Here is a 12,523-nt window from a genome sequence, read left to right on the forward strand (position 1 = left end):
CGCTCAACGCCTGATTCGCATCTCGAAAGCCGTATCTTTCCCGGCATAAATCCCTTGGGAAAAGCGGTTTTCGCCGGTTGCCCTCGCGGCGCACCGCGGCCATTGTCCGACCGCATGAGGCGCCTCGCGCGACTCACCCAGAGAGTGACATTGCCTTCCATGGTATTGTCCCGGCAGGGGGATTCGCGCCTGCCAACAGAGATGCGTGCTTATGAAAATCACCCGCCTGCGCCTTCACGGCTTCAAGTCCTTCGTTGAGGCCACCGACTTCGTCATCGAACCCGGCCTGACCGGCGTGGTCGGACCCAACGGCTGCGGCAAGTCGAATCTCGTCGAGGCGCTGCGCTGGGCGATGGGCGAAACCTCGTACAAGTCGCTGCGCGCGGCCGACATGGACGCGGTGATCTTCGCCGGCTCCGGCAACCGTCCTGCGCGCAACCACGCCGAAGTGACGATGACGATCGACAACACCGATCGCACCGCGCCGGCGGCGATGAACGACAGCCAGCTGCTCGAAATCTCCCGCCGCATCGAGCGCGAGGCCGGCTCGGTCTATCGTATCAACGGCCGCGACGTGCGTGCGCGCGACGTGCAGATCCTGTTCGCCGACGCCGCCACCGGTGCGCGTTCGCCCGCCCTCGTCCACCAGGGCAAGATCGGCGAGATCATCCAGGCCAAGCCCGAGCAGCGCCGCCGCGTGCTGGAAGACGCTGCCGGCGTCGCCGGCCTGCACGCCCGCCGCCACGAGGCCGAATTGCGGCTGAAGGCCGCCGAAACCAACCTCACCCGCGTCGAGGACGTGATCGGCCAGCTCGCCGGCCAGATGGAAGGCCTGAAGAAGCAGGCCCGCCAGGCCGTGCGCTATCGCGAGGTCGCGGCCAAGGTTCGCAAGGCCGAAGCCACGCTGTTCCACCTGCGCTGGATCGGCGCGCATGCCGACGTCAACGAATCCGGCCAGACCCATGATCTCGCGGTTCGCGAGATGGCCGAACGCACCCAGCACCAGGCCGAAGCCGCCCGCATCCAGGCGATCCGCGCTACCGAAATGCCGGCGCTGCGCGATGCCGAAGCGCGCGCCGCGGCCGGGCTGCAGCGCCTGACCAACGCACGCGAACTGCTCGACCGCGAGGAAGAGCGCGCCAAGGAGCGTGTCGCCGAGCTCGAGCGGCGCCTCGCCCAGTTCGAGGGCGACATCTCCCGCGCCCAGCAGCAGACCATGGACGCCGACGTCGCGCTCCAGCGGCTCGACACCGAAGACGCCGAGCTGAAGGAAGAGATCAAGTCGCGGGTCGAGAAGCGCTCCGGCGTCGACGAGCGCGTCGGCGAAGCCGAGGCGGTGCTGACCGAAACCGAGCACCAGTTCGCCGAGCTCACCACGGCGCTTGCCGACCTCACCGCCAAGCGCAACCAGCTCGAGGCCAATGTCCGCACCCATCGCGACAAGCTCGCCCGCCTCGACCAGGAGATTTCGAACGTCGCGGCCGAGGAGCAGAAGCTTGCCGACGAGACCGGCGGCTTCGGCGATCTCGACGAGCTGACCGCAACGGTCGAGAACGCGGAGCAGACCCTTGCTGCTTCGGAAGCTGCGGCCCAGGCGAGCGAAGCTGCGCATGTTGCCGCGCGCCAGACGCTGGAATCCTCACGCTCGCCGCTGGTCGAAGCCGACAAGCGCGTGCAGCGTCTCGATACCGAAGCGCGCACGATCTCCAAGATCGTCAACGGCGAGACCAAGAATCTGTGGCCGCCGATCATCGACGGCATCACCGTCGACAAGGGCTTTGAGAAGGCGATCGGTGCCGCGCTCGGCGACGACCTCGATGCGCCGGTCGATCCGTCCGCGCCGATGCGCTGGACCAATGCCGGCGTCACCGACGGCGATCCGGAGCTGCCCGAGGGCGTCGTGCCGCTCGCGAGCCACGTTCAGGCGCCCGCCGAGCTGGCGCGCCGCTTGGCGCAGATCGGCGTGGTGCCGCGCGAGCGCGGCGCCGAGCTGGTCTCGCAGCTCAAGACCGGCCAGCGGCTGGTCTCGCCCGAAGGCGACGTCTGGCGCTGGGACGGCTTTGTCGCCGCGGCCCACGCCCCGACCGGTGCGGCACGGCGCCTCGCCGAGCGCGCCCGCCTCGTCGACATCGAGAACGAGCTGGAGCAGGCCCGCATCGACGCGCAGATCAAGCGTCAGGCGCTGGAGAACGCCGAGTCCGAGCTGCAGATGGCCGCCAGCAGCGAAGGTGCGAGCCGCGAGGCCTGGCGCGCCGCCCAGCGCGAGCTCAACGTCGCGCGTGAGCGCCATGCCACGGCCGAACGCGAGATCAGCCGCCGCGCCGCGCGCAAGGCGACGCTGTCGGAAGCCCATAGCCGCCTCGCCGCCGACCGCGCCGAGGCCGAGGCCGCGTACGAATATGCCGAGGCCGGCATCACCGAGCTGCCGTCGAGCGAGGACACGGAGACCCGTCTCGCCGCCGTCCGCAGCGACATCGAAGGCCATCGCCGCATGGCCGCCCAGGTCCGCGCCGAGGCGCAGGCGCTGGCGCGCGAGGCGGAGCTCGCCGACCGGCGCGTGCAGGCGATCCTCGCCGAGCGCACCGAGTGGCAGAACCGCAAGGAGAGCGCGGCCTCTCACATCGACACCATCCAGACCCGCATCACCGAGGTCTCGATCGAGCGCAGCGATCTCGAAAACGCGCCCGCCGTGTTCGCCGAGAAGCGCAGCGCGCTGATCACCGAGATCGAATACGCGGAAAACGACCGCCGCATGGCCGCCGACGCGCTCGCCTCGGCTGAGACCGCGATGGCCGAAACCGACCGCGTCGCCAAGCTGACACTCGAAGCGCTGTCGAGCTCCCGCGAAGCAACCGCCCGCGCCGAGGAGCGCATGGAAGGCGCACGGCGCCGGCTCGAGGACATCGAGCGCGAGATCCGCGACATGCTGGAGGTCGAGCCGCAGGCCGTTGCCGGCCTCGCCGAGATCGAGCCCGGCGCCGAGCTGCCGCCGCTGCACGGCATCGAGGAAGACCTCGAAAAGATGCGCCGCGACCGCGAGCGCCTCGGCGCCGTCAACCTGCGCGCCGAGGAAGAGCTGCGCGAGGTCGAGACCCAGCACACCGGCCTCGTCACCGAGCGCGATGACCTCGTCGAAGCCATCAAGCGGCTGCGCCAGGGCATCCAGAGCCTCAACAAGGAAGCGCGCGAGCGGCTCCTGACCTCGTTCGAGGTCGTCAACAACCACTTCAAGCGCCTGTTCGTCGAGCTGTTCGGCGGCGGCGAGGCCGCGCTGCACCTGATCGAGAGCGACGATCCGCTCGAAGCCGGTCTCGAGATCATCGCAAAACCGCCGGGCAAGAAGCCGCAGACGCTGTCGCTGCTCTCGGGCGGTGAGCAGGCGCTGACCGCGATGGCGCTGATCTTCGCGGTGTTCCTCACCAACCCCTCGCCGATCTGCGTGCTGGACGAAGTCGACGCACCGCTCGACGACCACAACGTCGAGCGCTACTGCAACCTGCTGCACGAGATGACCGGCTCGACCGACACCCGCTTCATCATCATCACGCACAACCCGATCACGATGGCGCGGATGAACCGGCTGTTCGGCGTCACCATGGCCGAGCGCGGCGTCTCGCAGCTGGTGTCGGTGAGCCTGTCAGAGGCGGTGGACATTCTCGACCAGAACGTGGCGTGACGCTGCGGTCACCCCACACCCATTGACGTCATCATCCGCCTTGTGCGCAAATTGCGCACTGGAGCGGATGATCCAGTACGCCGCGGCCTCTCGGTTCACGGCGCCGTCTCGGAATACTGGATGCGCCGCCTACGCGGGGCATGACGATGAGAAAATGATCTCTCCCACCCTCCCCGCCGAACTGAAAGCCGCCCTCGACGGCAAGCTCCAGGGCTTCTCCCGCACCGACGCCGCACAGCGCTCGCAAAAAATCTCGACCGCCTATCGCGCAGGCGGCAGCTCCGGCACCATCAAGTCGGAGGCCGATGCGCTCGCCTACGCGCTGGCGCGCATGCCGGCGACCTATGCGGCCGTGGCCGCCAGCCTGAATGCGCTGACCGAGATGGCGCCGGACCTCGCCCCGGAAACCCTGCTCGACGTCGGCGCGGGCCCGGGCACCGCGAGCTGGGCCGCTGCTGAGGCCTTTCCGTCGCTGCAGGATTTTACCCTGCTCGACGCCAACGCCACCCTCAGCCGTCTCGCGCTCGAACTGGCGCATGACAGCACGCGGCTCGCCGATTGCCGCTATCTGCCGGGCGACGCCGGCACCAACCTCGCGGAAGCCTCGCAAGCCGATCTCGTCGTCGCGAGCTACGTCATCGGTGAGCTCAGTGAGACCGATCAGCGCAAGCTGGCGGAAACGATGTGGGCCAAGGCCCGCCACGCGCTGGTCGTGATCGAGCCCGGCACACCGGCCGGCTACGCGCGCATCCTCGCGCTGCGCCAGCAGCTGATCGCGCTAGGTGCCTACGTCGCCGCGCCCTGCCCGCACGAGAAGCCCTGCCCGCTCACGGCACCTGACTGGTGCCATTTCAGCCAGCGCCTGCCGCGCTCGCAAGCGCACCGGCAGATCAAGGGCGCGGAGGTGCCGTTCGAGGACGAGCGCTTCATCTACATCGCCCTGACCCGGACAGCGCCCGCAACACGTGCCGCGCGCGTGCTGGCGCCGCCGGATGTCGGCAAGGCCGAGATCACCGCAAAGCTCTGCATGGAGGGCGGCCTCGCCATCACCAAGGTCCCGCGACGCGACAAGGCGGCCTATGCAAACGCCCGGCGCTGGCGCTGGGGCGACGCGGTCATTGCCGAAAGTTAACTTCGTCGGGCGCTTTTGCCTTGAACTCCGATGGTTCCCCATTCGACCAAGTCTTACCTTCCTCTGCGCCGGGCTCTCGTCCTGCGCCAATTTGGTCTAGGCTGCGCCCGCCTTCTTCCCCCCTTCAGGAGTTCTCCATGTCGACCGGCTGGATCGTTCTCGGCGTCATCGTCGTCCTCGTGTTCCTGGCGTTCAGCGCCTACAACCGGCTGGTGGCGCTGGGCCAGCGCGTCGGCCAGGCGTTTGCCGACATCGATGTGCAGCTCAAGCAGCGCCACGATCTGATCCCGAACCTGGTCGAGACGGTGAAGGGCTATGCCTCGCATGAGCGTGGCACGCTCGACGACGTCATCAAGGCGCGCAACTCGGCGATGTCGGCGCAGGGACCGGCACAGGTATCCGCCGCCGAGAACCAGCTCTCCGGCGCGCTCGGCCGGCTGATCGCGCTGTCGGAGGCCTATCCGGACCTCAAGGCCAACGCCAACTTCCAGCAGCTCGCCAGTGAGCTCTCCGACCTCGAGAACAAGATCGCGGCGAGCCGCCGCTTCTTCAACAACGCGGTCCAGGAGTACAACACCGGCATCCAGCAGATGCCCGCCGCCCTGTTCGCCGGCATGTTCGGCTTCACCAAGAAGGACTTCTTCGATCTCGGCGCCAGCCGCACCGAAGTCGAGGCCACTCCGCAGGTGAAGTTCTGAGTTGAGCCGATAGGCCGGCAGGGCATCGCGTCATGGCCGCGTATGGTCTCTACACGCACATCGCCTCGAACAAGTTTCGTTCGATGCTGCTGCTCGCCGGCCTGTTCATGCTGGTCTACGTGCTGGTCTATGCCGGCGCGCTGGTCGCGGAAGTCGTCATCAACAGCAATGGCACTGTCGCCTACTATCTGAGCCGCGCTTTCCACGACCTCATCGTCGCCGCGCCGTTCGCGACGATCGCGGCGGCGGTCTGGATCGTCATCGCCTATTTCTTCCACCAGTCGATGATCGATGCCGTGACCGGCGGCCACGACGTCACCCGGCAGGAAGAGCCGCGGCTCTACAATCTGCTCGAAAACCTCTGCATCTCGCGCGGCATCACCATGCCGAAGCTGAAGATCATGGAGAGCCCGGCGCTGAACGCGTTCGCGACCGGCCTCAATCCGCGGCAATATTCGATCACCGTGACCACGGGTCTCCTCAATGCGCTTGATGACAAGGAGATCGAGGCGGTGCTGGGCCACGAGCTGACCCACATCAAGAACGGCGACGTGCAGCTCATGGTCGTCGCCGTCATCATCGCCGGCGTGGTCGGCTTCTTCGGCGAGTTGTTCTTCCGCCTGTTCACGAGCTTCAACTGGAGCTCCGGCTCCGGCGGCTCGTGGTCGTCGGGCTCATCCTCATCGTCGCGATCGTCCTCGTCGTCGAGCGACAGCAAGAGCTCCGGCGGCGGCGCGGTGATCGTGATCATCATCGCCGTCGTGTTGATCGTGGTGGCCTGGCTGTTGTCGCAGGTCGTGAAGCTCGCGCTGTCACGTTCGCGCGAATATCTCGCCGACGCAGGCTCCGTCGAGCTGACGAAAGATCCGGACGCCATGATCTCGGCGCTGCGCAAGATCGAGAACCGCGGCGAGCTGCCGGGCGCGACTTCGGCGGTGATGGAGCTCTGCGTCGACAATCCGCGCGAGGGCTTTGCCGATTTGTTCGCGACCCATCCCTCGGTGCAGTCCCGGGTCGACGCGCTGGTCAAGTTCGCCGGCGGCCATGATCCCGGCCCGCTGCCACCGCCCGACGAGGCGGACGAGCCTGAGGCACAGGTGGAGCGGCAGGGCGGCCCGCCGCCGTTGCGCCAGGGGCCTTGGGACGATGCAGGCGGCTCGGCCAGTCCGCCGCCCGTGCCCGCACCCTCCGGAACTGCAGCCGGCAATCCGATGGGCCCATGGGGCCGTCGTTAAGGGCGGGATTTTAAGCGACTTGCGAAGGGTTGCGTTGCGATTGGGAAAAACCTCGGAAATTGCCACAACCATGGGCCGAGGATTTGAATTCTCCCTTGTTTCTGCCATGTTCGCGCCCAACAGCAGACTTGGGACATCGATTTGGGGCCCGACCGATTGCAAGGCGCAGTCGGAGGGCGCGTTAGGGGACAGCAATGGCAAAGCCGGCAGTGGTTGTGGTGGGCGCGGACAAGGGCGGGGTGGGCAAGACCACGGTGTCGCGCACCTTGCTCGATTATTTTTCCGCCAACAACGTACCGACGCGCGCCTTCGACACGGAGTCGCCGCGCGGAACCCTGAAGCGCTTTCACCCCGAGATCACCGAGATCGTCGACATGATGACGACCTCGGACCAGATGAAGATCTTCGACACGCTCAACGCGGCGAGCCCGTCGGTGACCGTGATTGACGTCCGCGCCGGCCTGCTCTCGCCGGCGTTGGCCTCGCTGCGCGACATCGGCTTCCTCGACGCCGCCAAGGCCGGCCAGATCACCTTCGCGGTGTTCCACATCCTGGGCCCCTCGATCGCGTCGCTCGACGAAATCGCCGAGACCGCGGGCTTCATGGGCGGCGCAAAATATTTCCTGGTGAAGAACTTCATCAACGACACCCAGTTCTTCCAGTGGGACCAGGCGACCTACAATTCCTACTTCCACCGCATCAAGGACGCGACCGAGCTGACCATCCCCAAGCTCAACGAAATGGCCTATGAGCAGGTCGAGGTGTCCTCCGTCCCGTTCCTGAAATTCGTCGCCAACAAGGGCATCAACGACGAAGCCGCGAACTATTCCTTCGTGCTGCGCGGCTATGTCCGCCACTGGCTGGCGAATGTCTGGAGCGAGTTCGACCGGATCCGGCTGACCGACATCGTCGGTTCGAAGCCCGCCACCCGCAACAGCGAAAAATAGTTGCAGAGCCCGGGCGGATACGGCTGGATTGGGCGGTAAGTTCGCCTGATATAGCTGTCGATGCCCGCGACGCCCCTTTACATCATCTGCTCGCCCCGCCCGCAGGTCGGCAAGACGCTGCTGGCGCGGCTTTTGAGCGAATTTTTGCTGCTCAAGAACGGCGACGTCGCGGCCTTCGACGTCAACCTGAAGGAACCGTCGCTACTCGACTATCTGCCGAAGGTCACCGAAACGGCTGATGTGATCGACACCTACGGCAAGATGCAGCTGATGGACCGCGTCATCGTCGATGACGGCATGGCCAAGGTGATCGACCTCGGCTTCCACGCCTTCGACGAGTTCTTCAAGATGAGCGACGAGATCGGCCTGTTGAAGGAGGCCGCGCGCCGCCACGTCGCGCCGATGATCCTGTTCGTGGCCGATACCGATCGCGTCTCGGCCCGCGCCCACGAGATGCTGCGCGGGCAAATCCCCCGGATGAACCTGATCACGGTGGACAATGAGCACATCGTGCGCGGCGAGCTGCCGGCCGCGATGGCGCCCGGGCGGGTGTTTCGCCTGCCTGCGCTGCCCGGCTTCCTCAAGACCTATATCGACCGGCTCAACTTCTCCTTCACCGGCTATCTGCGCCAGGAGAAGGACGCCTCCACTGAGTTGCACCAGTGGACCCGGCGGAACTACATCGCCTTCCGCGAGCTCGAGCTAAGCCTGATCCTGCAGCGGTCCTGATGCGAAATTTTACCCGGATAATATTGACTGAGGGCCCGGCCGGGCCTATTGAGAGGCGGAGATCGGTATCCCTCTCAGCAAGGTCCCACCCCCGTGAGCATCGACCGGAAGGCAGCCATCGCCGCCTACAAGGAGCGCAAGACCATTGCGGGCATCTACGTCGTCCGCTGTACGGCATCGGCCGAGGCCTGGGTCGGCCAGGCGCCGAACCTGCAGACCATCCAGAACCGCATCTGGTTCTCACTCCGCCAGGGCAGCCACACCTGCCGTACCCTCCAGGCCGCCTGGAACGCGCATGGCGAGGCGGGCCTGACGTTCGGCGAATGCGAGCGGCTGGAAGATGAGGAGACGGACTACGTCAGGAACGCGCTCCTGAAGGAGCGCATGCTGCATTGGCGGTCCGCATTGAAGGCCGAGGCGATCTGACGATCGCCGGGGCGCCGACGGGGCTCAATGCCCTTCGAATGTCATCAGCGTACGCACCGGCACGTCCATGGCGCGCAGCTTGGCGGCGCCGCCGAGATCGGGCAGATCGATGATGAAGCAGGCGGCGACCAAATTAGCCCCGATCTGGCGCAGCAGCTTCACCGCGCCCTCCGCAGTGCCGCCGGTGGCGATGAGGTCGTCGACCAGGATCACGCGCTCGCCGGGCCGGATCGCGTCGACATGCATCTCCATCTCGTCGATGCCGTATTCGAGAGAGTAAGCGATGCGCACGGTGGTGTGCGGCAGCTTGCCTTTCTTGCGGATCGGCACGAAGCCGGCGGAGAGCTGGTGCGCCACCGCGCCGCCGATGATGAAGCCGCGCGCTTCCATGCCGGCGACCTTGTCGATCTTGTTGCCGGCCCAGGGATTGACCAGTTCGTCGACCGCGCGACGGAACGCGCGCGCATCCGCGAGCAAGGTCGTGATGTCGCGGAACAGGATCCCCGGCTTGGGATAGTCGGGGATGGTGCGGACGCTCGCCTTCAGATCGTGGTCAAAGGTCATTGGTGCCTCTCAATCAACGCGCGCATCCAGCCGGAACGCATTCTCGACAATCCTCAGGCCCACCTCGCCGCTGAGCGACATCAGCGATTCCGGATGGAACTGCACGCCGGCAACCGGCAGCGTCTTGTGCTCGAGCGCCATGGCGACGCCGTCCTCGGTGCTGGCGGTGACATCAAGCACCTCGGGCATGCTGTCGCGCTCGACATAGAGCGAGTGATAGCGGCCGATGACGATCTCGTTCGGCAAATTGCGCATCAGGCGCCCGCCGCGCACCTGCACCCGCGAGGGCCGGCCGTGCGCGGGATGCGTGAGCTGACCGAGCGCGCCGCCGAAATATTCGCCGATCGCCTGCACGCCGAGACAGACGCCGAACACCGGCAGCTTCTTCTCCAGCGCCGCATCGATGGTCTTCTTGATCCCGAAATCTTCGGGCCTGCCTGGTCCGGGCGACAGCACCAGCAAATCCCACCTCTTCCGCTTGAGCATGTCGAGCGCATGCACATGGCGGACCACGGTGACGTCGGCGCCGACTTGGCGGAAATAATCGGCCAGCATGTGCACAAAGCTGTCATCGTGGTCGATCAGCAGCACCTGCTTGCCCGAACCGGTCGCATCGGGAGCGAAGGCCGAGAGTGGTTTCGGCGGATCGCCGCGCAGCGCCTGGAACAGGGCTGCGGCCTTGACCTGGCACTCGCGGTCTTCGGCCGCGGGATCGGAATCGAACAGGCAGGTGGCACCGACGCGCACCTCGGCGAGACCATCCTTCATGCGGATGGTGCGGATGGTGAGGCCGGTGTTGATGCTGCCGTCGAAATTCACCGCACCGATCGCGCCGGCATACCAGCGCCGCGGCGAACGCTCGTGATCCTCGACGAACTGCATCGCCCAGAGTTTTGGCGCGCCGGTTACCGTCACCGCCCAGGCATGGGTGAGGAAGGCATCGAGCGCGTCGAAGCCGGGACGCAGCATGCCCTCGACGTGATCGACGGTGTGGAACAGTTTTGAGTAGGTCTCGATCTGCCGCCGCGCCAGCACCTTGATCGTACCGGGGACGCAGACGCGCGCCTTGTCGTTGCGATCGACGTCGGTGCACATGTTGAGCTCGAACTCGTCCTTCTCCGAGTTCAGGAGCTGGCGGATCTGCTCGGCATCGCCGATCGCATCGGTGCCGCGCGCGATCGTGCCCGATATCGGGCAGGTCTCGACGCGGCGGCCGTCCGAGCGCACGAACATTTCCGGCGACGCGGAGACGAGGAACTCGCCCTCGCCGAGATTCATTAGGGCGCCGTAGGGCGACGGGTTGATGACGCAGAGGCGCTGGAACACTTCCGCCGGCGAGCGATCGCAGGGCTCGGCGAACAGCTGTCCCGGCACCGCCTCGAACAGATCGCCGCGCGCGAAAGCCGCGCGCGCGGTCTCGACGGTGGCCTGATATTCACCAGGCGCGTGATCGGCAAAGCCCTGGCGTGGTGTCTTGAGGTACGGACTCTCGACGGTCTCGCGCGGCAAGCCTTCGGTGGACTTGCCCTTCCACGCAAAATCGTAACTCAGCACAACGCCGCGGCCGGTGGCGCGGTCGTAGGCGAGCAGGCGATCGGGGACGTAGAGCACGATGTCGCGCTGGTCCTGCTCGCGTGCGCGCTTCTGCACGAGGTCCTCGATCTGGAACACGAGGTCGTAGGCGAAGGCGCCGAACAGGCCGAGCAGCCCGTCATCGTTGGCGGAGAAGGCGGCGACGAGATCGCGCACCAGCGACATCACGCTGGCGCGCCGCGTGCGCTGGTCTTCCTCGACCGGCGCATCGCCGCGGATGATGTGGCCGGCAAGCCGCGTGGCGGTCTTCTCGGAGATCACGATGCACGGCTCGCGCAGCACGTCTGCCAGGAAGGCGATCAGCACCTGGCCGCGTTCATTCAGCGCTTCCAGCTTGAAATTGACGCCAGTGGTCTCGAGCTTGAGCGGCGGGTCGGAGAAGCCGAGGTCAAAGCTCTCGTAGCGGCCGGGCACGGTCGTGCCCGAAGACAGCACCACACCGCGGCGGCGGTCGAGCAGGTTGATGAGATCGTCGAGCCTGTTGGCGCCGCCGGTGAACTGCTCCGCCACACGCGTGATCGCGAGACCGCCGCGGGTCACGTAGTCACTTCGGGCCGGGAGGGCAAAGACTGTCCTGTTCATGTCGTCCTCTTACGAAACTTGCCGAGGAAACGCCACACAGGACAAACGATCAGGCCGCCGCACTGCGTGGCGACCTTCGACGATTTTGAGAAATGAAATCGCACCGGCCACCTCTTTAGGAGGTGCGCCACCAAAGACGGGCTGGGCGGACGGCGGTGCTCATGGGGCGGATACTCACCATGGCGCGGGGACGGCGTCAAGGGTGGGCCCGATGCCGTCCGGGCTCCAGGCGATCAGCCGAGATGCTTCCTGAAAAACTCCGTCGCCCTGCCCCAGGCGAGCTCGGCGGCTTCGCGGTCGTGCACGGCCTGGCGCTGCTCGTTGACGAAAGCGTGCTCGGCATCATAGCGGAACAGCTCGAGCGACTTGCCGGCGGCCTTCATGCCGTTTTCAAAGGCATCGACCAGTTGCGGCGTGCACCAGTCGTCCTTGTTGGCGAAATGGGCCTGGAGCGGGATCTTGACGTCGGCGGGCTTGGCCGCCTGCTCTGGCGGGATGCCGTAGAACACGACGCCGGCCGCAAGCTCCGGAATCTTGGTCGCGCCGATGATGGTGACGGCGCCGCCGAGGCAGAAGCCTGTTAGCCCGACCTTGGCGCCGTTGCGCGACAGATATTGCGTGGCGCCGCGGACGGTCTGCGTGGTGGCGTCCATGAAATCGAGCGAGTTCATCTCCTTACCGGCGGCGTCCGTGTCGTGATACGGCACCACCTTGCCCTTGTAGAGATCAGGCGCCAGCGCATCGAAGCCGGCGAGCGCAAAGCGGTCGCACAGGCCCTTGATCTGGTCCGACAGGCCCCACCACTCCTGGATCACGACCACGCCCGGCGCGTTGCCGCGCGCGGCGTTGGCGAGATAGCCCGAGGCGTCCTTGCCGTCCGGGCGCTTGAAGGTGATGGCGGTTCCCATGGTGTCCTCCGATGAGTTTCTGGGGGAGCGGTT

At 66.3% G+C, this 12,523-nt stretch carries 10 protein-coding genes; 7 read left to right on the forward strand and 3 right to left on the reverse strand.

Annotated elements, in window-relative coordinates; genetic code table 11:
* Nucleotides 1–211 precede the first annotated feature (211 nt).
* From smc to ABIB99_RS30685, 7 genes are all read left to right on the forward strand, one after another.
* Nucleotides 212–3,676, forward strand: coding sequence for a chromosome segregation protein SMC (smc, locus tag ABIB99_RS30655; protein WP_354179145.1), 3,465 nt, complete (start codon nt 212–214; stop codon nt 3,674–3,676).
* A gap of 154 nt (nt 3,677–3,830) precedes the next feature.
* Entirely contained in the window at nt 3,831–4,808 is a 978-nt protein-coding gene (locus ABIB99_RS30660) for a small ribosomal subunit Rsm22 family protein (RefSeq protein WP_354179147.1), read from the forward strand.
* A 137-nt stretch (nt 4,809–4,945) separates the two neighbouring features.
* Nucleotides 4,946–5,506 (forward strand): LemA family protein, encoded by a 561-nt coding sequence (locus tag ABIB99_RS30665; protein ID WP_014497379.1) that lies wholly within the window; start codon nt 4,946–4,948, stop codon nt 5,504–5,506.
* A gap of 32 nt (nt 5,507–5,538) precedes the next feature.
* Nucleotides 5,539–6,741, forward strand: coding sequence for a M48 family metallopeptidase (locus tag ABIB99_RS30670; protein WP_166350213.1), 1,203 nt, complete (start codon nt 5,539–5,541; stop codon nt 6,739–6,741).
* Between the two features lie 194 nt (nt 6,742–6,935).
* Nucleotides 6,936–7,688: a P-loop NTPase family protein gene (locus ABIB99_RS30675; RefSeq protein WP_085402523.1), complete on the forward strand. Its 753-nt coding sequence runs from the start codon at nt 6,936–6,938 to the stop codon at nt 7,686–7,688.
* A gap of 60 nt (nt 7,689–7,748) precedes the next feature.
* Nucleotides 7,749–8,417 (forward strand): hypothetical protein, encoded by a 669-nt coding sequence (locus tag ABIB99_RS30680; protein ID WP_354179150.1) that lies wholly within the window; start codon nt 7,749–7,751, stop codon nt 8,415–8,417.
* A 93-nt stretch (nt 8,418–8,510) separates the two neighbouring features.
* Nucleotides 8,511–8,843, forward strand: coding sequence for a GIY-YIG nuclease family protein (locus tag ABIB99_RS30685; protein ID WP_354179152.1), 333 nt, complete (start codon nt 8,511–8,513; stop codon nt 8,841–8,843).
* Nucleotides 8,844–8,867: 24 nt separating this feature from the next.
* On the opposite strand, the gene ABIB99_RS30690 is transcribed toward ABIB99_RS30685, so the two are convergent.
* The 3 genes from ABIB99_RS30690 to ABIB99_RS30700 all read right to left on the reverse strand — a co-directional run bounded on the left by ABIB99_RS30690 (nt 8,868) and on the right by ABIB99_RS30700 (nt 12,490).
* Complete coding sequence (locus ABIB99_RS30690; RefSeq protein WP_354179154.1) at nt 8,868–9,407, reverse strand: adenine phosphoribosyltransferase; 540 nt, start codon at nt 9,405–9,407, stop codon at nt 8,868–8,870.
* A 9-nt stretch (nt 9,408–9,416) separates the two neighbouring features.
* Entirely contained in the window at nt 9,417–11,582 is a 2,166-nt protein-coding gene (locus ABIB99_RS30695; RefSeq protein ID WP_354179156.1) for an anthranilate synthase component I, read from the reverse strand.
* Nucleotides 11,583–11,815: 233 nt separating this feature from the next.
* Nucleotides 11,816–12,490 carry a dienelactone hydrolase family protein gene (locus ABIB99_RS30700; RefSeq protein WP_063985146.1) on the reverse strand — a complete coding sequence of 225 codons (675 nt, stop codon included), beginning with the start codon at nt 12,488–12,490 and terminating at the stop codon, nt 11,816–11,818.
* Between the last annotated feature and the right edge of the window lie 33 nt (nt 12,491–12,523).

It is taken from the genome of Bradyrhizobium sp. LA6.1, from assembly GCF_040547805.1.
In the GTDB taxonomy this organism is placed as follows: Bacteria; Pseudomonadota; Alphaproteobacteria; order Rhizobiales; family Xanthobacteraceae; genus Bradyrhizobium; species Bradyrhizobium barranii.